This is a genomic window from Nocardioides sp. zg-DK7169 (assembly GCF_013155365.1).
Classification (GTDB): Bacteria; Actinomycetota; Actinomycetes; order Propionibacteriales; family Nocardioidaceae; genus Nocardioides.
In genome coordinates this window covers 16,094-36,478 of record NZ_JABJRA010000005.1, presented here as the reverse complement: position 1 = coordinate 36,478, position 20,385 = coordinate 16,094, and the positions used below count along the sequence as shown (strand labels likewise).

Below are 20,385 nucleotides of genomic sequence, written 5' to 3'. Positions count from 1 at the left end.
GCATCTGACGACCTCCACCGTGCCGCCAGGCATCGCCTGACGGCACGGTGTTGTTCGCCGGGTCCCGCGTGGCCCACCGGCCTTCGGGGACGGTGCGGTCTCAGCCGACCCAGATCCCGCGCAGTCGACCGACGTCGCGGATCCGGGTCTCGGCGACCCGGTCCGCCGCGGTCGCGGTCGGTACGCCGTCGCGTGCGGCGCGCTCGAGGATGCGGCGGGTGGTGTCGAGGATGCCGCCTGCCCGGAGCCGGGCGCGTTCGAAGGAGAACCCCGACGGGTCCAGGGCGTCCGCGACCTGGATCAGCCCGCCGGCGTTCACGCAGTAGTCGGGCGCGTAGACGATCCCGCGGTCGGTGAGCTCCTTCTCGACCCCTGGGCGGGCGAGCTGGTTGTTGGCCGCGCCGCAGACGACGCGCGCCCGCAGCACCTCGACGACCTCCGGGGTCAGCGCGCCGCCGAGCGCGCACGGCGCGTAGACGTCGAGCGGTGCCGCCACGAGCTCCTCGGTGGAGCCGACGACGCGCACCTGCGGGTGCTCCTGGCGCACCCGGTCGAGCGCGTCGGGGGAGACATCGGTGACCACGACGTCGGCGCCGTCCTCGAGCAGCAGCGCGACCAGGTGGCGCCCGACCTTGCCGACCCCGGCCACGCCGACGGTGCGCCCCTCGAGCGCGCCCGGCTCCGGCGCCGTGCCCCAGGCGCGCTCGACCGCGGCCAGCATGCCGCGGTGCACGCCGTACGCAGTCAGCACGGAGCTGTCGCCGGCGCCGCCGTGCTCGGTGCTGAGCCCGCTCACGTGCCGGGTCTCGCGGGCCACGTCGTCCATGTCGGCGCTGTCGGTGCCGACGTCGCAGGCGGTGACGTAGCGCCCGCCGAGGGACTGCACGAAGCGGCCGTAGGCGCGGAACAGCGCCTCGGAGCGCTCCGTGCGCGGGTCGCCCACGATCACGCCCTTGCCGCCGCCGAGGTCGAGCCCGGCGAGGGCCGCCTTGTAGGTCATCCCGCGGGAGAGGTCGAGCACGTCGCGCAGCGCCTCGTCGGTGGAGGCGTAGGGGTGGAAGCGGGTGCCGCCGAGGGCGGGCCCCAGGGCGGTGGAGTGGATCGCGACGATGGCGCGCAGGCCGCTGGCGGGGTCGTGGGCGAAGACGACCTGCTCGTGCTGGGCGCCGAGCTCGAAGACGTCGGTGGCCGGGACGTCGGGGGTGCTGCTCACGGGCATGGGTGCTGTCCGTCCTGTCGGGCCGCCATGGGTGGGCGGCGGGGGCGACCCGCGGGTGTGGTGCGGGTCACGCCCAGCCTAGGCGGGGCGCTCAGTGCGCGACGGACCGCATCACCACGACGTCGCCGTGGGTGCCGTAGCCGGCCAGCCGCCCGCCCTGCTGCGTGCCGTCGAAGGTGGCCAGCAACCACCCGTCGCCGGTGCGGGCGAGGGTCGGCCACGGGATGTTCGTGGGGTACGGCGCGGGGAGGTCGCCGAGCCGGGTCAGGTCGAGGTCGCAGACCGGGTAGGCCTGCCGGTCCTTGCTGCTGGCCAGCACCCGCCACGCGTCGCCGGCGCCGGGGTCGCGCAGCACGGTGGTGCCCTCGCACTCCTGCGAGGCGGTGTCGACCGCGCGCAGGGTCAGCGTGTCGAGGTCCGGGCCGGTCGCCAGGGCGGGGCCGAAGCGGAAGTAGCGGGTCGCCACGACGTAGCCCACCAGCCAGCGGCCCCCGTCGCGGACCAGGTGGGGGTCCCAGACGCCGACCGCGCGCACACCGGTGGTCGGCACGTCCAGCGGCCGGGTGTCGAGCACGTGCTGGCCGGCGGTGAGGTCGGCCGTGGTCTGCGCCAGCGTGATCCGCATCGGGCGGGAGGTGTCGAAGTCGCCCCAGGTGCTGGTCGCGAGCAGCCAGCGCCCGCCGTCGCGCACCAGGTGGCAGGCGTGGTCGCCGAAGACCCCGGGGGTGTCGGGACGGCGGAAGAACAGGTCGCCGCGGTGGCTCAGCGCGTGGGTGACCGGGTCGAGCGCCCACACCGAGGTGTGCGCGGTGTCGAAGAACCCGGGCCCGGCGCTGGTCGCGGTGAGCAGCAGCCGCCCGTCGTCCAGGAGGTACGGCGTGCCCTCGGCGTGGGTGGCCAGGCGCAGGTCGCGCAGGCCCAGCTGCCCGTAGCGGCCCCAGCGGTGCGCCCCGGTGCTGCTCGAGGCGCCGAGGGTGGCCAGCCAGGCCTCGTCGCGGGTGTCGAGGTGCCCGGCGAGGTCGAGGCGGGCGCGGGCGGTCCAGCCGTCCGCGCCGCGGGTCATCGCGCTGACGTGGGTGCCGGTGAGGGCGAGGCCGAGCGCCTCGACGGGGGAGTCGGGGCGGGCGAGGGCGCCGTGGCGACCGCGCAGCGCCCCGAGCCTCGCGCGTGCCGAGCGCCGCACCTCGCGGCCGCGGACCCGCGCGGTCAGGGAGACCCGTCCGTGCGGGCCGGCGCCCGCGTCGAGCCGGGCGGTCAGGGTCACGTCGCGGCCCTCGAGGTGCACCTCGAGGGCGCCGTCGGGCGAGGGAGCCGCCTCGACCGCGACGTACGGTGCCGCGGCCGCGCCGTCGGCCAGCGCGTCCTGCACCAGCGCCACCGGCCGGTGGCGGGCCACGACCTCGAGGCGGACGTCGGTGAGGCTCACCGCACCGCGTCCGCGAGGACGCTGACCGCGAGGTCGATCTCGTGGCGCAGGGTGTCCACGAGCGCCTCGTAGCCGGTCGTCGCACCGCCGTCGGCGCGCGACTCGATGCGTGCCGCGGCCGCGGCCACCCGCGGGAGACCGAGGTTGAGGGCGCTGCCCTTGACCAGGTGGGCGGTGGTGAAGGTGCGCATCGCCTCCCCGGAGTCGATGGCCTCGCAGATCGCGGCCAGCTGCTCCTCGATGCGGCTCATGAACGAGCGCGCGGTGCGGTCGAAGAAGCTGACCCCGTCCTTCTCCAGCTCGTCGAGCATCCGCACCCGCGCCGGGTCGAGCACCGGCGCGCCGGCCCGCGGCCCGCCGTGCCCGGTCTCGGCCCCCGTCTCACCGGTCGTGGCGAGGGGGGAGCCGTCGACGGTCCAGCGGCGCAGCAGCCGCTCCAGCTGGGCGGGGTCGACCGGCTTGGTCACGAAGTCGTCCATCCCGGCGGCCAGGCAGCGCTCCCGCTCGCCCTCGATGGCGGAGGCGGTCATCGCGATGATCGGGACCCGCCGGCCCGGGGCCTCGGTGGCGCGCACCGTGCGGGTCGCGTCGAAGCCGTCCATCACCGGCATCCGGCAGTCCATCAGCACGGCGTCGAAGCCGTGGTCGCCGGCCAGCGCGGCCACGGCGGCCAGGCCGTCCTCGACGACCTGCACCCGGGCGCCGAGGTTCTCCAGGATGCCGGTGGCGACCATCTGGTTGACGAGGTTGTCCTCGACGACGAGCACCGAGGCGTCCAGCCGGCGGGCGGGCGCTGCGCCGCCCTGCTCGCCGGACTCTGCCTCGTCGCCCGGCTCCGGGGCCGCGTCCGTGCCGTCGCCCAGCTGGGCCAGCAGGGTCTCGCGGAGCTCGGCGTGCGGCACCGGCTTGCCGAGCACGTGGGCCACCCCGCCGGCGGTGTCGGCGGTCTCGCGGAACCACAGCGGGTCGGCGCTCAGCAGCACCACCGACAGCCCGGTCAGGCCGGGGTGCTCGGTGACCCGCCGGGCCAGCTCGACCCCGTCGGTGACCGGCAGGGCGGCGTCGACCAGCGCCACGTCGTACGGCGCGGCGTTGCGGACCGCGTGGTGCAGCAGGGAGAGGGCGTGCTCGGCGTCCGGGGCGGTGCCGACCTCCAGGCCCCAGCCCCGCAGCTGGGCGACCATCGCGGCGCGGGCCGAGGCGTTGGCGACGACGACCAGCGCCCGGCGCCCGCGCAGCGCCGCGGTCGCCTCGGGGGAGTACGCCGCCGAGGCACGCTCCAGCCGCGCGGTGAAGATGAAGGTGCTCCCGACGCCGGGGCGCGAGGACACCGTGATGGTGCCGCCCATCGCCTCGACGAGCTGGTGGGAGATCGTCAGGCCGAGGCCGGTGCCGCCGTGGCGGCGGGTGGTGGACAGGTCGGCCTGGCTGAACGCGTCGAAGACGGTCTCCAGGGCCTCGGCGTCGATCCCGACCCCGGTGTCGCGCACCTCGACGCGCAGCACGACGTGCTCGTCGGTGGCCTCCGCGACCCCCGCGCTGACCACGACCTCGCCGCGCTCGGTGAACTTCACGGCGTTGGAGACCAGGTTGGCCACCACCTGGCCGAGGCGGGTGGCGTCCCCGCACAGCAGGGTCGGCACCTCCGGCTCGCAGCCGACCACCAGCTCCAGGCGCTTCTCGTAGGCCGCGCCCCGCACCACCGACGCGGTGCGCTCGAGCACGGCGCGGACGTCGAAGTCGGCGACCTCGAGCTCGAGCTTGCCGGCCTCCACCTTGGAGAGGTCGAGGATGTCGTTGATGATCGCCAGCAGGTCCAGGCCGGCGGCCTGCAGGCCCTCGGCGAGGCGGCGCTGCTGGGCGTCGAGACCGGTGGAGAGCAGCAGCTCGGTGAGACCCACGACGCCGTTCATCGGCGTGCGGATCTCGTGGGTCATCGTGGCGAGGAACTCCGACTTCAGCCGGGACGCCTGCACCGCCTCGTCGCGGGCGCTCGCGAGCTCGCGAGCGGCGCGCTCGCGGGTCGCCACGACGCCGAACTGGGTGCCGACCTGGGCGAGCAGGGTGCGGGAGGCCTCGTCGGGCGGGACCTCGTCGGTGTGCAGGAGGATCACCCCGACGACCTCGCTGCGCACCAGGACCGGCAGCGCGACCAGGGTCCCGGTGCGCGGACCCGCCTCGGAGGGCTGCTCGTGGACCCGGGTCGCCACGGCCGCCGTACGCCTGGCCTGGGCGGCGAGCACCAGGTCGACGTCGGGGTCGGTGCCGGGCGCGAAGACCTCGACCACCTCGGGCTCGGGCCCGGAGGTGTCGTAGAGCGCGAGCGCCGTCCAGCCGGGCGCGTTGTGCTGCAGCCCGGCGCCGGCGAGGCGCACCGCCTCGCGCAGGGTGGTCGCGCGGTTCGCGATCGAGGAGACCTGCTGCTGCAGACGCAGCCGGCGGGCCGCGTGCGCGGCCTGCTCCTCGGCGACGTGGGTCTCGGTGACGTCGTGCACGGTGCCCAGCATCCGGGGGCTGGTGCGCGGGCCGCTGCGGTCGCGGACCCCGAGCACGTGCAGCCAGCGGGTCCGCCCGCCGGGCGGGGTGAAGCGGGCGACGAAGTCGACCTCCTCGCGCCCGGCGACGACGCGCCGGTAGGCCTCGCGGACCGTGTCGCGGTCCGCCGGGTGGACCAGGGCGAGGAAGGACTCGCCGGCCGGGAACGGCTCGCCGGGCGCGAGGCCGAGGACCTCGCGCAGCTGGTCGGTGCCCGACACCGTCGCCGCCTCGAGGTCGCCCTCCCACGCCGCCAGCCGCGCCAGCTGGCGGGCGTTCTCGATGCGCTGCTGCCGCGCGCGCATGGACGCGGCCAGCTCGCTGTGCCCGCCGTACGGCGTGAAGCGGTGCAGCCACCCCAGCAGGACGCCGTCCTCGTGCAGGGGACTCCAGCTGATCAGGCAGCAGTTCACCGAGCCGTCGGAGCGCGTCACGGTCGCCTCGGCGTTGTCGACCCCGGGGTCGGAGGGGTCGGTGTCCGCGAGGCGCGCGAGGTGCATGCGCAGGACGCCCGCGTCCTGGGGGCGCACCGCCTCGGTCGCCGGTCGGTCGGTGATCGCCGCGACGTCGCGTCCGAGCAGCGCGCCCATCGCGGCGTTGGCGTAGCGGGTGGTGCCGCCCGGGTCGATCAGCCAGAGCCCGTCAGGGCTGCCCTCGATGATCGTGCGGAACAACTCCCGGGACTGGGACACGCGTCTCCTCCAGACTCGGTCAGCTCGCGCCCATCATCCCTGACGCCCGGCCCCCGCGTCCGCCCTTCCCCGGAAGCGTGGTCGGGCGCCCACCGTTGGTCGAGCCTGTCGTTGGAGGGAGTGCCGAGAGCGCTGGGGAAACACCCTTGTCCTCGAACGTATGTTCGAGTAGACTGAGGCATGGCCTCACCGGATCTCCCCGACCGCGACACCCCAGCCGCCGTGCTGGCGTTCGTGCAGTCACGTCGGGCCGCAGTGCAGCGGGCGGAGGTGGAGATCCTCCAGGGGGCGCTGGCGTGGGCGGCGATGCACCCCGAGGAGTCGGTCTCAGAGGAGGTCTCGACAGGCTCGGCCAACGGTCTGATCTTCGCCGAGGTCGCCGTCCCGCTCGCGGGTGAGGGCACCCCGCTGGTGGCGGAGTTCGCGCCGATGGAGTTGGGCGCCGCGCTCGGTCTCTCGACCGACTCCGCGAAGGGGCTGATCGGGGACGCCCTCGAGTTGGCCCACCGGTTGAAGCGGACCTGGGCGCTCGTGCAGGCCGGTGAGGTGCCGGTGTGGAAGGCCCGCCGGGTCGCGCAGCTGACCACCACGTTGCCGTTGGTCGCCGCGGACTACGTCGACCGCCAGCTCGCCCCTGTGGTGGGGAAGGTCGGCTTCGCGGCGATCGGGCGGCTGGTGGAGCACGCACGGGTGACCTTCGACCCCGAGGGCGCGGAGAAGCAGCGGCGCGAGGCGGCCGACGGGCGTCGTTTCGACGTGCACACCGGGGCGGCCGACTTCGATGGCACCGTGCAGGTCGAGGGCACCCTCGACCTGGCTGATGCGCTCGATCTCGACGCCGCGATCCGGCAGGGAGCCGCCGAGCTCGCCGCGCTGGGCTCGGAGGAGCCGCTGGACGTGCGCCGCTCCATGGCCGCCGGCGAGCTCGCCCGACGCCAGCTGACCCTCGACCTGATGGCCGAGGCCGGCGACGGGACGGCGTCGGTGGTGAAGCCGCGACAGGTCGTCATCCACGTCCACCTCTCCCACGCCGCGATCAGCCGCGACGAGGCAGGGACCGCCAGCATCGAGGAGACGCGGTCCATCGTCTCCACCGACCAGGTCCGTGGGTGGTGCAGTGGCGACGCGCAGGTCGTCATCAAGCCCGTCATCGACCTCGAGGCCCACCACCACACCGACGCCTACATCGTCCCGGACCGGCTGGTCGAGCGGACCCGTCTGACCCAGCTGACGTGCGCCTTCCCGTGGTGCGAACGCACTGCCCGTCGGTGCGACATCGACCATGTCGTCGCTCACGGTGACGGCGGCCCGACCTGCTCCTGCAACCTGGCGCCGCTGTGCCGGCGACATCACCGGGCCAAGACCCACAGCGGCTGGACCTACGAGAAGACAGAGCCCGCGACGTACCTCTGGCGATCCCCGCACGGCCTGCATCTCCTGAAGTCCGACGGCACCACCCGCCTCCTCACGGCGCACCCGCCCGACGCGTAGGAGAGCTCCGCCCGCTCACGCTCGCCACTACGCCAGCACGCCTGCTGGCGTGGCGGACCGCTGTGCTGGGACGACCGCCACCTGAGCTCGACCGGCAGGCCAGCGGCCGCGGCAGGCGTCAGAAACGGTCGGCGGGGCGGAGGGTGGCCTCGGCGCCGCCGTCGACGTAGATGACCTGGCCGGTGATGTGGGTGGTGGTCGGCTCGACGAGCCAGGCCAGCACGCGGGCGATGTCCTCGGGCTTGGCGTAGCCGTGCAGCGGCATCGGCACCGCCTGGTCCATCACCTTGCGCATCGCGTCGTCCTCGAACAGCTCGGTCGTCATCGGGGTGAGCACGACGCCGGGGGCGACCACGTTGATCGGGATGCCGGCGTCGGCCCAGCCGGGGGAGACGGCGGTACGCCGGGCCCACTGGGCGAGGGCGGACTTCGTCGCGGGGTAGATCGAGGCGGCGGCCCGGGGGTCCTGGAGGACGGCGTTGGCCGCGGCGGTCGCGGCCGGCTCGTCGCCGGCGAGGCAGGCGGCCAGGACGTCGGGCTCGGGCGGGCGGGTGCCGCTGATCGAGCCGACCACGGCGACGCGCGGCGCGGAGGACTCGGCCAGGAGCGGGCGCAGGCCCTCGACGACCTCGGTGGTGCCGAAGTAGTTCACGCGCACCATCAGCTCGCCCGGCTGGGCGACCCCGGCGCAGGTGACGACGGAGTCGATCTGGCCGCCGGCCCGCTCGCGTACGGCGTCGATGGCGGCGGAGCGTCCCTCGGGCGTGCTCAGGTCGCCCACGACCTCGGCGTCGCGCAGGTCGATGCCGATGACCTCCTCGCCGCGCTCGCGGAGGATGGTGGCGACGGCTTGACCGATGCCGGAGGCGCTTCCGGTGACGACGGCTCGACGGGGCATGGGTCCTCCTGAAGTAGAATCAATTCTAGTCGAACGTAGCACTCTGGCCGGGGTGCTGTCCGGTACGTTGGCGCCGTGGTCGACCCCCGTCATCAGGCCCGTTCCGATGTCCGTCGAGGGCTGCGCGCCGTGCCGGCGTCGCTGGCCCGCGGGCGGGAGCGGGTGGTCGGGGTCTTCCAGCACCGCTTTCCCACGGTAGCCGTGACCGGTATGACCGGCGTCGGCAAGAGCGAGCTCGTCGAGCACCTGGCCGGACGCCCGCGGCCCGACGAGGAGGTCGCCGAGGCGGGCTCGGCGGTGCTGGAGCGTCGCGTCCGCCGTGGCCGCCGGCTGCAGGGCTTCCGCTTCCGGGTGGTGCCCGGCGAGAACGCCGCCACCCGGCTCGGCGCACTCGACGAGGTGTTCCACGACGACCCCGTCGACGGGGTGCTCCACGTCGTCGCCCACGGCCACGCCACCGGACGGCGTACCGCCGGCACCTCCGGTGCGGTCACCGTCGACCGCGACGAGCAGCTCGCCCGCGAGCTGGAGGACTGGACGGTCACCGCCCACCGGATCGCCGCCATGGCGGTACGCCGCCCGCGGCCGACGTGGCTGGTGATCGCCGTGACGAAGGTCGACCTGTTCCCCGACCGGGTCGAGGAGGTCGTGCACGCCTACTCCCCGGGCAGCGGGACGCCGTTCGGCAACCGCCTCGACGAGCTCCGGGCGCTCGCCGGCGCCGCCAAGCTCTCCATCGACGTGCTGCCGGTGTGCAGTCGCGTCGAGCCGGGCGGGCCGGTCTCCCCGGCTCAGCGTGACGCCTACCTCGACGCGCTCGCCACCCGGATGGGCCAGCTCTCCGGCCACCGCTGACCCCACTGGCCGCGGGCCTCGGGGGATCTCGCGGACGACGCCGGGAAAATGGCGAACGCCCCGCCGGGATCCGGCGGGGCGTTCGGTGCAGGCCGTGACCTGCGCTGCTGGTGGGCAGGGGCGGGGTCGAACCGCCGACCTTCCACTTTTCAGGCGGACGCTCGTACCAACTGAGCTACCTGCCCCACTCCGGGCTCCGTCGTTCGCCTGCGGCCAGCACAGGATGACGTTCGGAGAGCGTCCCGGACTCGCAGAACTATACATGGGCCTCGGGGTGGGTCCGCATCGGCCCCGGATCGACTCCGGGGTGACCCAGGGTCGGCTTCGTGCGGCCGGTCCGCCGGGCTCCCCGACGCCCGGCGCGGTCCGCCCAGCGGGTGTCGCGTGGAGGTCGGCGGGTCTCGTCTTCTATGCTGCTCCGTGTCTGGCCCCCATCGTCTAGCGGCCCAGGACCCCGCCCTTTCACGGCGGTAGCACGGGTTCGAATCCCGTTGGGGGTGCTCAACATCCGGCTCGCGAGGGCCGGGTGGGTGCGGGTTGGCTCCCGATTGGGAGTCCGCGCGGACCATGGGTTAGAGTTCCATCGCTCGCCCAGTGAGGGAGAGAGCAAAGCGAGGCCCCGTAGCGCAGTTGGTTAGCGCGCCGCCCTGTCACGGCGGAGGCCGCGGGTTCGAGTCCCGTCGGGGTCGCCAGTGCGAAGGTCCCGGTCCACGAGAGTGGGCCGGGGCCTTTCGTCATTTCGCGGTGAGGTCGGCCCTCTCGACCCGGTGAGTGACCAGGTGGCTGGACAATGGGCGGGTGCCCTCCGATGCCGCCGACCGTCTCCACGTCGACCCCGAGCGCTTCGACGCCCTCGTGGACGCAGCCCTCGACCAGATTCCCGACGAGCTCGCCGCCCTGGTGCGCAACGTCGTCGTGCTGGTCGAGGACGAGCCCCCGGAGGGGGAGCCCGCGGACCTGCTCGGGCTCTACGACGGCGTGGCGCTCACCGAGCGCGACAGCATGTACGGCGCCACCCTGCCGGACCGCATCTTCATCTTCCGCAACCCGCTGCTGGACTTCTGCGAGTCCGAGGAGGAGCTGGTCGAGGAGGTGCGGATCACCGTCGTGCACGAGGTCGCGCACCACTTCGGGATCAGCGACGAGCGCCTGCACGACCTCGGCTACGCCTGAGGGTGCGCCCGGGACGGCCAGGGCTGGCGCAGGGGGCCGTCAGGAGGCCTGCGAGCGCCGCTCGTCCTCGTCTTCGTCGACGAACTCCTGCCAGGCCATCGGGGCCTCGCCGTTGCCCTGACGGACGAACTCGCCGAGGTACCAGCGCTGGAAGGCCCGCTGCTCGGGGCTGCGGGCCAGGGAGAGCAGCCGCTGCTGGCGGCAGAACTCGTCGGCGAGGTCGAGCTTCTCGATGAAGCGCGCCATCGTGCGCGTGCTGGCGCGCGAGGTGACCAGCTGGACGTCGGCGAGCTCGGTGCCGGTGACCGTCGCCTCCTCGAGGTGCTCGAGGCCGACGCCCTCGCGCAGCTGACGTTCCAGGGCGCCGAACAGGTCGCTGAGGTCCTGCGCCAGCGGGTAGTCGGACTGGTGGGCAAGCGCGAGCAGGCGCACCTCTCGGCCGAGCTCGCGGAAGTGCCGCTCGAAGGTCTGGAAGTCGGCGAGTGGCACGCCGCGGATCTCGACCTCGACCGGGTCCTCCGGCGGGGCGGGCGGCTCCTCGTCGTCACCGGTGATCACGCCCGGGACGCCCTCGTCCTCGGCGAAGTCGCGCGCGGGTGCGAACCAGACGATCTTGCCGTCCTCCTCGATCACCGCGCCCCAGGCGTCCGCGCAGCGCGCGACGATGCTCAGGCCGCGGCCGAAGGTGAGCAGCAGGTCGTCCTCGGGGTCGATCTCCGTGGGCAGCTGCGGACGCTCGCGGGAGCCGTCGCGGATCTCGACGCGCGGGTGCTCCGCCGTGCCGCGGACCCGCACCGTGATCGGGTGCGTGCCGTGCAGCAGCGCGTTGGTCACCAGCTCGGAGACGCCGAGCTCGGCGCACTCGGCGAGGTCGTCACGGCCGATGTCGTGGCAGGTGCTCAAGACCCACCGGCGCGCTTCCTGCACACCTCGCGGGCCGATGCCCAGCGAGAGGGCGGGCCGGTTCAAGGGCACAGAGGCGCTCCATGTTTCTGGCCGAGGTGGGCGGTGGACGACGCGTGGTCTGGACAAGCCGGGGATCGTCTGGGCGGGGGGCTCCCGTCGGTCTACCCCTGCGTGTCCGGACGCAAACTACATGTCGTTGAAAGTAGTCGAAAGTCTCCCGCGAATCGAGCGCGGCCCGGACCCCGGGGCCCTGGGGCGAGACGGAACGCGGTCACGGTGTCGAGACTCACGAGTTGGGGCACCGGGGTGTCGACCGGGTCCCGGGCAGCGGGACAATGAGCCCGTCCCCCGCACGAAAGGTCACTTCATGGCAGCGCTGGCAGCGAGCGACTCAACCGCACGGCACCGCGTGGTGATCGTCGGGTCCGGCTTCGGGGGTCTCTTCGGAGCCAAGTCCCTGCGGACCTCCGACGTCGACGTCACGGTCGTCGCGAAGACCACGCACCACCTCTTCCAGCCGCTGCTCTACCAGGTGGCGACCGGGATCCTCTCCGAGGGCGAGATCGCGCCGCCGACCCGTGAGGTGCTATCCGGGCAGAAGAACGCCCAGGTGATCCTCGGTGAGGTGACCGACATCGACCTCGAGCGCCGCGTGGTGCACTCCCACGTCCTGGGGCGCGAGACCGAGACGCCGTACGACTCCCTCATCGTGGCCGCGGGGGCCGGGCAGTCCTACTTCGGCAACGACCAGTTCGCCGAGTTCGCGCCGGGCATGAAGAGCATCGACGACGCGCTCGAGCTGCGCGGACGCATCTTCGGCGCCTTCGAGCTCGCCGAGCTGGCCGCGGGACGCGGCGAGCCGGTCGACCACCTGCTGACCTTCGTGGTCGTGGGCGCCGGCCCGACCGGTGTCGAGATGGCCGGCCAGATCGCCGAGCTCGCGCACCGCACGCTGCGCCGCGACTTCCGCGCCATCAACACCCACCAGGCCCGCGTGGTGCTGGTCGACGCCGCGGCGCAGGTGCTGCCGCCGTTCGGCAGCAAGCTCGGCAAGAAGGCCGAGCGCGAGCTGACCAAGCTCGGCGTCGAGGTCATCCTCGGCGCGATGGTCACCGACGTCGACGAGCGCGGCCTGCAGATGAAGTTCAAGGACGGCCGCGTCGAGCGGATCGAGAGCGTCACCAAGATCTGGGCCGCCGGCGTGCAGGCCAGCCCGCTGGGCCGCACTCTCGCCGAGCAGACGGGCGCGCCGCTGGACCGCGCCGGCCGGATCGGCGTCAACCCCGACCTGACCCTCCCGGGCCACCCGGAGGTCTTCGTCGTGGGCGACATGATCGCCCTCGACAACCTGCCCGGCGTCGCGCAGGTGGCGGTCCAGGGCGCGAAGTTCGCGGCCAAGGAGATCGACAACCGGCTCAAGGACAAGCCCTCGCAGGGCGCGTTCAAGTACTTCGACAAGGGCTCGATGGCCATCATCAGCCGCTTCCGGGCGGTCGCGATGGTGGGCAACACCCGCCTCAGCGGGCTCATCGCCTGGCTGATGTGGCTGGTCGTGCACCTCTTCTACCTGACCGGCTTCAAGAACCGCGTGACCGCGGTCCTGCGCTGGGCGGTCTCCTTCATCGGCCGCGGCCGCTCCGAGCGCACCACCACCGAGCAGCAGGTCTTCGCGCGCAGCGCGCTCGGCCGGCTCAAGGGCGGCGCGACCGAGCTGGTCTCCGAGCCCGGGGCGTACGACGCGGCGCGCGACGCCGCCGAGCAGGCCCGGCGCTCCGAGCTCGAGGCGCAGGCGGCCGAGGAGGCCCGGCTCACCGACGCCCGCGAGCGCGGCACCCGGGTCGCCGACTGAGCCCCACCGGGGTCACCTGGCCACCCGGGCCACGCAGCGAGCGGCCGCCCGCGGGCGGCTACTCGAAGGACGCGGGGATGTCCTCGGGGGCGACCTGCTCACGCGCCCAGCGGGGCAGGATGAACAGGCCCTCGGCCTCCACGGTGACGCCCTCGGGGCCGATCAGGACGCCCTTCGCCCAGGTCTTGTGGCCCTCGCTGCGGTCCACCCAGGCCTCGGCGCGCAGGTCGCCGAGCGGGGTCGGCCGGCGGTAGCTGAGGGTCAGGCTCGCGGTCATGCCCGGGCGCCCCGCGGCGCTCGCGGCGTGCCCGAGGAGCTGGTCGAGCAGCAGCGAGGTGACACCGCCGTGCACCAGCGTCGGCGGGCCCTCGTAGGCGGCGCCGAGGTGGAAGTCGGACCAGACCTTCTCGCTGTCGGACTCGATGCGCAGCGGGGGAGCGATCGGGTTGCGCAACCCCACCACCGCGTTGCCCCACGACCGGGCGGTCCCGTCGTCGCGCAGTCGCACGCCGTACGAGCCGGGCAGCTGCTCGGCCCGCAGCCGGGCGGTCACCGCCTCGATCTCGGCCTGCGCGGCACGGATCTCCTCGGGCCCCGCGAGGGAGCGGATGCTCGCGTCGACGAGGTCGCGGACCGCGGCCGTGAAGGGCGAGTACAGGTCGACCTCGGCCTGCAGCTCCTCGGCGGTGGTGTGGTCGTGCTCGTAGCCGTTCACGAACGCGCACTCTAGGACCGCCACCGGCCCGCGGGGGCCGCTGGGGCATCTGGTGGGATGGGCGCATGACCAGGCTCGTACGCCCCGACGTCGCCCTCCGCGCCTCCTGGGCGGCCACCGTCGCCGAGTTCGAGGGCGGGCACATCGACGGCTCCGGCCTCGGCGACCTCGAGGACCTCGACACCACCGAGGAGGGCTGCGCGCGGGCCGTCGCCCACCTGCTCGCCCAGGCCGACCCCGCGACCCGGCTGCCCGAGGACCGGGTCCCGTGCAGCTTCTTCTGGATCGTCGACGACAGGCCCGACGGCGAGCCGGAGGTCGTGGGCCACCTCGCCGTACGCCACGAGCTGAACGCGTGGCTGCACGAGCTCGGTGGCCACATCGGCTACTCCGTGCGTCCGACCCGGCGCCGGGAGGGTCACGCGGGCCGGGCGCTGGCCCTTGCCCTCGAGGAGGCCCGCGGGCTCGGCCTGGACCGGGTCCTGGTCACCTGCGACGAGGACAACGAGGCCTCGCGGCGGACCATCGAGCGCAACGGCGGGGTCCTGGAGGACGTGCGCGAGGGCAAGCGCCGGTACTGGATCGACCTCGGCGACTGACGGCGAGCCCGCCGCGGCCGGCCGGCCCGGGGCGGCGGCTCACCGGGCGCCTCCGGTGGCCATTCGCCGCCCCGGCTGCGAAGATGTGGGGTGTTGTTGCGCGTCGTGACGGCCGGGATCTGGGAGGTGGGCATGCCAGCAGCTGCCGCGCCCGCGCCCCGAGGAGGGGCCGAGGCCCACACCCCGGCCTACGAGCCGGCCACCCTCTCGAACTGCGAGCGCGAGCCGATCCACGTCCCCGGTGCGATCCAGCCCCACGGCGTGCTGCTGGCCGTCGACGCCGACCTGCGCGTCGTGATGGCCTCGGAGAACGTCAAGGAGATGGTCGGTCTCGACCTCGACCGGCTGCTCGGCGCGGAGCTTGCCGACGTGCTGGGGGAGGGCGCGGCCCGCACCATCGCCGACTCCGTCGAGCGGACCGGCGGCGAGGCGCTGCGCCTCGTGGTCGACGACGTGGCGGCGCGCTTCGGTGCCCTGGGCGCCGAGCTCGACGTCAACGTGCACCGCTCGGGCGAGCGGATCATCGTGGAGGTCGAGCCCGCGCTCGAGGTGGCCCTCGCGATGCCCTCCTACCGGCTCGCGCGCGGCGCGATGCAGCGCCTGGCCCGCACCAGCACCGTGCTCGACCTGAGCGCCCAGCTCGCCACCGAGGTCGCCGGCCTGACCGGCTTCGACCGGGTGATGGTCTACCGCTTCGACGAGGACTGGAACGGCGAGGTGGTCGCCGAGGAACGTCGCGCCGACCTCAACCCGTTCCTCGGCCTGCACTACCCCTCGACCGACATCCCGGCCCAGGCGCGCCGCCTCTACACGGTGAACTGGACCCGGCTGATCGCCGACGTCGGCTACCTGCCGGTGGCGCTGTCCCCGGTGCACGACCCGGGCACCGGCCGGCCGCTGGACCTGTCGCACTCGGTGCTGCGCAGCGTGTCGCCGATCCACCTGGAGTACCTCGGCAACATGGGCGTCACCGCCTCCATGTCGGTCTCGCTGGTGGTCGACGGCGAGCTGTGGGGCCTGATCGCCTGCCACCACTACTCCGGACCGCACCGCCCCGGGCACGACGTCCGCGCCGCCTCGGAGTTCCTCGGCCAGGCCGCCTCGCAGCTGATCGCCGAGCGGCAGCGCGCCGACCTGCGCGAGGCCCGGCTGGCCAGCGGCCGGCTGCTCACCGAGATCACCGCCCGCACCTCCGCGAGCGGCCCGCGCGCCCTGGAGTCCCTGATCGAGGACCCCGACCTGCTGGCGCTGATGGGCGCCACCGGCGTCGCGCTGTGCTTCGACGGGGTGCTCAGCACGCTGGGCACGGTGCCCGACGAGGACGTCGTACGACGGGTCGCGCAGCTGCTGCGTCGCGGCGACAACAAGCCCGCGGCGGTCTCCCGCCTCTCCGAGCTCGACCCCGACCTCGCCGAGGTCGAGGACGTCGCGGCGGGTGCGCTCGTCATCGGCGCCGCGCCCGACCGCTGGTTGGCGTGGTTCCGCCCCGAGCTGCGCCGGGTAGTCGACTGGGGCGGCGACCCGACCAACAAGCTCCTCGCCCGCGCCGAGGACCCCGACGTGCGCCTGAGCCCGCGCAAGTCCTTCGAGAAGTGGCAGCAGGTCGTCCGCGGTCGCGGCGCGACCTGGGAGCCGTGGCACCTCGACGCGGCCGTCGCCCTCGACAGCCACCTCGCCAGCCTTCTGTTCCTGCACGCCCGCGAGCAGATCGACGTCGCCGAGTCGCTGCAGCGCAGCGTGATCCCGCAGGCCGCGCCGCAGTTCGACGGGCTCGAGGTGCTGGCCCGCTACGTGCCGGCCTCCACCTTCCAGCTCGGCGGGGACTGGTGGGACGCCTTCGCCCTCGACGACGGTCGGGTGGCGTTCGTGGTCGGCGACGTCGCCGGGCACGGCGTCGCGGCGGCGACCACGATGACCCAGGTGCGCTCCGCGGTGCGCGCCCACCTGTTCGCCGGGGAGTCCCCGGCCTCCGCGCTCGACCGCACCGACCGGTTCATGGACGGTCTCTTCGAGCACGCCGTGGCCACCGCGCTGATCGCGGTCGTCGACCCGGTGAGCGGCTCGGCCACCCTCGCCGCGGCCGGCCACCCGCCGCCGTTCCTCGTCGACAGCGGTGCCTCCCACGAGCTCGAGGTCGGGCGCCGCCCGCTCCTGGGCCTCGGCGTGGTCGCGGCCGTCGAGAGCGAGCTCCAGCTCGCGCCCGGGGCGACGCTGCTGCTCTACAGCGACGGCCTGATCGAGCGCCGCGGGGTCAACCTCGGCGTCTCCCTGGCCCAGCTCGGCGCGATCGCCCCGCCCGGCGAGCGGCCCGAGGACTTCGAGCGCTGGGCGGATCGCCTGCTGGCCGCAGTCCCCGGCAAGCGCGACGACGACACCACCATCCTCGCGGTCCGCGTCCGCCCCCAGGGCTGACCGCGCCTCACCCGCCCGGCGACCGCCTGCGGGAGCAGGGCCCAGGCGGGTCCGCCTCAGGCGTGCTCGATGGTGCCGCTGTCCGGGCCGGCCAGGCCACGGGCGATGACGAGGCGCTGGATCTGGTTGGTGCCCTCGAAGATCTGCATGACCTTGGCCTCGCGCATGTAGCGCTCCACCGGGAAGTCCCGGGTGTAGCCATAGCCGCCGAGCACCTGCACGGCGTCGGTGGTGACCTTCATGGCGTTGTCGGTGGCCACGAGCTTGGCGACGGAGGCCTCCCGCGAGAACGGGCGGCCGGCGTCCTTGAGCCGCGCGGCGTGGAGCGTGGTGGCGCGTGCCGTCTGCACGGCCGCCTCCATGTCGGCGAGCAGGAAGCCCAGGCCCTGGTGGTCGATGATCCGGCGTCCGAAGGTCTCGCGCTCCTTGGCGTACGCCACGGCGTGGTCGAGGGCGCCCTGGGCCAGGCCGGTCGCCACCGCCGCGATGCCCAGCCGGCCGGCGTCCAGGCCGGCCAGCGCGATCCGCAGGCCCTCGCCCTCCTCACCGAGGCGGCGCTCGACGGGCACCCGGACGCCGTCGAAGCGCATCGTCGCGGTCGCGGAGCCGGTCAGGCCCATCTTCTCCTCGGGGCGGTCGGCGCTCAGGCCGGGGCTGTCGGCCGGGACCAGGAAGCAGCTGATGCCCTGGCGCTCGTCGCTGGTGCGCGCCATCACCTTGTAGAAGTCGGCGTGCCCGCCGTGGGTGGTCCACGCCTTCGCCCCGTCCAGGGCGTAGTCGTCCCCGTCGCGACGCGCGCGGGTGGTCATCGCCGCCGGGTCGGAGCCCGCCTGCGGCTCGGAGAGGCAGTAGGCGCCGAGCAGCTCCCCGCCCAGCATGTCGGGGAGCCAGCGGGCCTGCTGCTCGGGCGTGCCGCGGGTGGCCAGGCCGAAGCAGGACAGTGCGTGGACCGAGACGCCGACGCCCACCGACGCCCAGACGGCGGCGATCTCCTCCAGCACCTGCAGGTAGACCTCGTAGGGCTGACCCCCGCCGCCGTGCTCCTCGGGGTAGGGCAGGCCCAGCAGCCCGGTGCGTCCGAGCAGGCGGAAGACCTCGCGCGGGAAGGTCTCGGTCCGCTCCGCCTCGGCGACCCGCGGGGCGAGCTCGGTGGCGGCGATCTGGCGGACCAGCCGGACCAGGTCGGCTGCTTCGTCGGTGGGCAGGACTCGGCGGGCGCTCACGATGCTGGGTCTCCTGGGCTCTGGGAGGGCGGGTCACCTCGATCTTGCGTCAGGGCTGGGCGCGCGTGCTGCTCGCCACCCTCGAAGAGGCCGGTGCGGATGTGCGGCAGACGGGCGGATTCTGGGATCGTTGCACCATGAACCCCTCCGCCGGCACGGCCCCCTGGGTCCGCGATCCGGGCGTGTGGGCGGGGCTCAGCCTGGTGCTCCTCGTGGCCGTGCTCGACCGGGTCTCCCTGGTGGGGCTCACCGGCGGCTTCGGCATCGGGGCGCTCGTCACGGCGATGATCTCCACGGCCCGTCGTACGGCGGGGGTCGCGGTGTTCGCGCTGCTGGCGGCGCTCGTCGCAGGTGGGTTCGTGGAGGAGTACGGCCCGCCCGAGTACGCCATCCGCATCCTGATCTGCGTGGTTCTCGGCGCGCTGGCCGTGGCGTCGGCAGAGACGCGGGAACGGCGCGAGGCGCGGCTGCGCCGGCTGACGGTCATCGCCGATGCCGCGCAGCGCGCGGTGCTGCGCGCCTCCCCGGACCGGATCGGCCGGCTCGGGCTGGCGGTCCGCTACGTCTCGGCCTCCGAGGAGGCCTCGATCGGCGGAGACCTCTACGAGATCGCCGCGACGCCGTTCGGCGTGCGCGTGATCGTCGGCGACGTGCGCGGCAAGGGGCTGCCGGCCGTGCAGACCGCCGCCTCGGTGCTCGGCGCTTTCCGGCAGGCCGCGACGACCGCCCCCGACCCGGCGGTGCTCGCCCGCCAGGTCGACGACGTGATCTCCCGCCTGATCGACGACGAGGAGTTCGTGACGGCGGTCTTCGCGGAGTTCCGCGACGACGGCACCGTCGCGCTGGCCAACTGCGGGCACCACCCGCCGATGCTGCTCGACTCAGACGGCGCCCGGGTGCTCGACACCGGCGAGCCGACCCCGCCGCTGGGCCTGTTCCCGGACCCCGAGCTGGTCGTCCACCCGTGGCGTCCCGGCGGACGGCTGCTGCTCTACACCGACGGCCTGGTCGAGGCCCGCGACGAGGACGGCGAGTTCTTCAGCCTCGAGGGCGAGGCCAACCTGCTCGCCAAGCGTCCGTTGCCGGCGGCACTGGACGGGCTGGTCGCCCACCTGCGCGCGCACGTGGGCGGTCGGGTGGCCGACGACGTGGCGCTGGTGCTGGCCGAGGACCTGACCCGCGCGGGGGTCCGCGCGGGTCGCTGAGCACCTCGTCGGCCCGCCTCAGGCGGTGTTCGGCTGGTCCTTCTCGGAGGGCACGACCATGACGGGGCACTGGGCGTGCTCCAGCACGGCGGTGGACACCGAGCCGCGCAGGATCGCGCGCAGCGGGCCGTTGTGGTGGCGTCCGACGACGACCAGGTCGGCCTCGCGGGCGCCGGTGGACAGCGCCTCCTCGACGAGACCGCGGGCCAGCTGGAGGTGGACCTCCACGTCGGGGTACTTCTCCCCGAACCCGGCGACCGACTCCGCGAGCAGGACCTGGAGCTGCTCGGTCTCCTCCTGCCCCTTCTCCTGCGGCACCAGGTGGGCCGCGGTGCCGGCGGCGACGAGGTCCCAGAAGGCGTGCATCACCGTGACCGGCAGGCCTCGGGCCGAGGCCTCGCGGTAGGCCCGCTCGAGGGCGGGCAGCGACTGCTCGGTGCCGTCGGCGCCCACCAGCACGCCCTGGCGGGTGCCGGCCGGGCGCTTGTCCGGACGCACCACCACGACGGGGCAGGTCGCGTGACGGGCGACCGCGACGCTGGTCGAGCCGAGGAACAGCGAGCGCATCGGGCCTCGCCCGCGTGAGCCGAGCACCAGCACGTCCGCACGCTCGCCGGCGGCCAGGGCCAGGTCGCGGGGGTCGGCCACCCGGACCACCCGGATGATCTCCAGCCCAGGGTCGGCCTTGAGGACCTCCTCGGTGGCCTTCGCGACCTGCTCGTTGGCCTCGCCGATGATCTGGTCCTGGAGCGTCTCGGGGTGGATCCCGGTGCTCACGAGCATCGTGCGGGTGTTGGCCCCCATCGGCTCCACGGCCTGGAGGACCACCAGACGGCGGTTCTCCGACCTCGCCTGCGCGGCCGCCCACTGCAGGGCGCCCTGGGCGTTCTCCGAGCCGTCGAAGGCGACGACCACGCTGCCGTGCGGGATCTCGTCGAGGTCGAACTGCGTCGTGTTCTCCATGGCCCGATACTCCCCGTCGCTCCCCGAGGTGTCCACGGGCCGACGGCCCAGTCGCCCTGGGACCTTGGACCTTGCCCGGGTCTGGCCGCCGCGCCCGTGGGCGGCGGGACCGCGCCCGCACCACCTGCGGGTGCGCTGGACCCGGCTGACCGGGCGCCAGCTCGGCGCCGGCTGGGACCCGCTGCGCGAGCTGGACTTCCGCCGGGTGCTCTGAGCCCGTCCGG

Annotated in this window: 16 protein-coding genes and 3 tRNA genes; 10 read left to right on the top strand and 9 right to left on the bottom strand. The window is 74.2% G+C overall.

Annotated elements, in window-relative coordinates; translation table 11 throughout:
• Nucleotides 1–100: 100 nt before the first annotated feature.
• The 3 genes from HOQ23_RS09040 to HOQ23_RS09030 form a co-directional block, all read right to left on the bottom strand.
• Nucleotides 101–1,213 (bottom strand): Glu/Leu/Phe/Val dehydrogenase, encoded by a 1,113-nt coding sequence (locus HOQ23_RS09040; RefSeq protein ID WP_367650431.1) that lies wholly within the window; start codon nt 1,211–1,213, stop codon nt 101–103.
• Nucleotides 1,214–1,310: 97 nt separating this feature from the next.
• A complete protein-coding gene (locus HOQ23_RS09035) occupies nt 1,311–2,645 on the bottom strand; it encodes a hypothetical protein (RefSeq protein WP_172213963.1) in 1,335 nt (444 codons plus the stop codon).
• Complete coding sequence (locus HOQ23_RS09030; RefSeq protein ID WP_172213961.1) at nt 2,642–5,872, bottom strand: response regulator; 3,231 nt, start codon at nt 5,870–5,872, stop codon at nt 2,642–2,644. Before HOQ23_RS09030 ends, HOQ23_RS09035 begins: the two co-directional genes overlap by 4 nt.
• Before the next feature lie 180 nt (nt 5,873–6,052).
• On the opposite strand from HOQ23_RS09030, the gene HOQ23_RS09025 reads away from it, so the two are divergent.
• Nucleotides 6,053–7,363, top strand: a complete 1,311-nt coding sequence (locus HOQ23_RS09025; RefSeq protein WP_172213959.1) for an HNH endonuclease signature motif containing protein — start codon at nt 6,053–6,055, stop codon at nt 7,361–7,363.
• Nucleotides 7,364–7,481: 118 nt separating this feature from the next.
• Here the strand turns inward: HOQ23_RS09025 and HOQ23_RS09020 are convergent, their stop codons facing one another.
• Nucleotides 7,482–8,261 (bottom strand): SDR family oxidoreductase, encoded by a 780-nt coding sequence (locus HOQ23_RS09020; protein WP_172213957.1) that lies wholly within the window; start codon nt 8,259–8,261, stop codon nt 7,482–7,484.
• A 201-nt stretch (nt 8,262–8,462) separates the two neighbouring features.
• Between HOQ23_RS09020 and HOQ23_RS09015 the strand changes: the two genes are divergently transcribed.
• Nucleotides 8,463–9,116: a GTPase domain-containing protein gene (locus tag HOQ23_RS09015; protein ID WP_216653971.1), complete on the top strand. Its 654-nt coding sequence runs from the start codon at nt 8,463–8,465 to the stop codon at nt 9,114–9,116.
• Nucleotides 9,117–9,224: 108 nt separating this feature from the next.
• On the opposite strand, the gene HOQ23_RS09010 is transcribed toward HOQ23_RS09015, so the two are convergent.
• Nucleotides 9,225–9,301 (bottom strand) — tRNA-Phe (locus tag HOQ23_RS09010).
• A 242-nt stretch (nt 9,302–9,543) separates the two neighbouring features.
• Here HOQ23_RS09010 and HOQ23_RS09005 point away from each other — a divergent pair.
• The 3 genes from HOQ23_RS09005 (at nt 9,544) to HOQ23_RS08995 (ending at nt 10,289) form a co-directional block, all read left to right on the top strand.
• Nucleotides 9,544–9,616, top strand: a tRNA-Glu gene (locus HOQ23_RS09005).
• Nucleotides 9,617–9,731: 115 nt separating this feature from the next.
• Nucleotides 9,732–9,808: transfer RNA gene (locus HOQ23_RS09000), tRNA-Asp, on the top strand.
• A 106-nt stretch (nt 9,809–9,914) separates the two neighbouring features.
• Nucleotides 9,915–10,289 carry a metallopeptidase family protein gene (locus tag HOQ23_RS08995; protein WP_172213955.1) on the top strand — a complete coding sequence of 125 codons (375 nt, stop codon included), beginning with the start codon at nt 9,915–9,917 and terminating at the stop codon, nt 10,287–10,289.
• Nucleotides 10,290–10,328: 39 nt separating this feature from the next.
• On the opposite strand, the gene HOQ23_RS08990 is transcribed toward HOQ23_RS08995, so the two are convergent.
• Nucleotides 10,329–11,216: an ATP-binding protein gene (locus tag HOQ23_RS08990; protein WP_367650452.1), complete on the bottom strand. Its 888-nt coding sequence runs from the start codon at nt 11,214–11,216 to the stop codon at nt 10,329–10,331.
• A 346-nt stretch (nt 11,217–11,562) separates the two neighbouring features.
• Between HOQ23_RS08990 and HOQ23_RS08985 the strand changes: the two genes are divergently transcribed.
• Nucleotides 11,563–13,044, top strand: a complete 1,482-nt coding sequence (locus HOQ23_RS08985) for an NAD(P)/FAD-dependent oxidoreductase (protein ID WP_172213951.1) — start codon at nt 11,563–11,565, stop codon at nt 13,042–13,044.
• A gap of 58 nt (nt 13,045–13,102) precedes the next feature.
• On the opposite strand, the gene HOQ23_RS08980 is transcribed toward HOQ23_RS08985, so the two are convergent.
• Nucleotides 13,103–13,759, bottom strand: coding sequence for a PaaI family thioesterase (locus HOQ23_RS08980; RefSeq protein ID WP_172213950.1), 657 nt, complete (start codon nt 13,757–13,759; stop codon nt 13,103–13,105).
• A gap of 65 nt (nt 13,760–13,824) precedes the next feature.
• Between HOQ23_RS08980 and HOQ23_RS08975 the strand changes: the two genes are divergently transcribed.
• Complete coding sequence (locus HOQ23_RS08975; protein WP_172213948.1) at nt 13,825–14,358, top strand: GNAT family N-acetyltransferase; 534 nt, start codon at nt 13,825–13,827, stop codon at nt 14,356–14,358.
• Nucleotides 14,359–14,490: 132 nt separating this feature from the next.
• The gene (locus HOQ23_RS08970; protein ID WP_172213946.1) at nt 14,491–16,770 is read left to right on the top strand and encodes a SpoIIE family protein phosphatase; all 2,280 of its coding nucleotides are present in this window, start codon (nt 14,491–14,493) and stop codon (nt 16,768–16,770) included.
• A gap of 56 nt (nt 16,771–16,826) precedes the next feature.
• Here the strand turns inward: HOQ23_RS08970 and HOQ23_RS08965 are convergent, their stop codons facing one another.
• Nucleotides 16,827–17,993 (bottom strand): acyl-CoA dehydrogenase family protein, encoded by a 1,167-nt coding sequence (locus tag HOQ23_RS08965; protein WP_172213944.1) that lies wholly within the window; start codon nt 17,991–17,993, stop codon nt 16,827–16,829.
• Between the two features lie 137 nt (nt 17,994–18,130).
• Here HOQ23_RS08965 and HOQ23_RS08960 point away from each other — a divergent pair, with 137 nt between their 5' ends.
• Nucleotides 18,131–19,198, top strand: coding sequence for a PP2C family protein-serine/threonine phosphatase (locus tag HOQ23_RS08960; RefSeq protein WP_172213942.1), 1,068 nt, complete (start codon nt 18,131–18,133; stop codon nt 19,196–19,198).
• Between the two features lie 18 nt (nt 19,199–19,216).
• On the opposite strand, the gene HOQ23_RS08955 is transcribed toward HOQ23_RS08960, so the two are convergent.
• Nucleotides 19,217–20,161, bottom strand: a complete 945-nt coding sequence (locus HOQ23_RS08955) for a universal stress protein (protein ID WP_172213940.1) — start codon at nt 20,159–20,161, stop codon at nt 19,217–19,219.
• A gap of 64 nt (nt 20,162–20,225) precedes the next feature.
• Between HOQ23_RS08955 and HOQ23_RS08950 the strand changes: the two genes are divergently transcribed.
• A complete protein-coding gene (locus HOQ23_RS08950; RefSeq protein ID WP_172213938.1) occupies nt 20,226–20,375 on the top strand; it encodes a hypothetical protein in 150 nt (49 codons plus the stop codon).
• Nucleotides 20,376–20,385 lie beyond the last annotated feature (10 nt).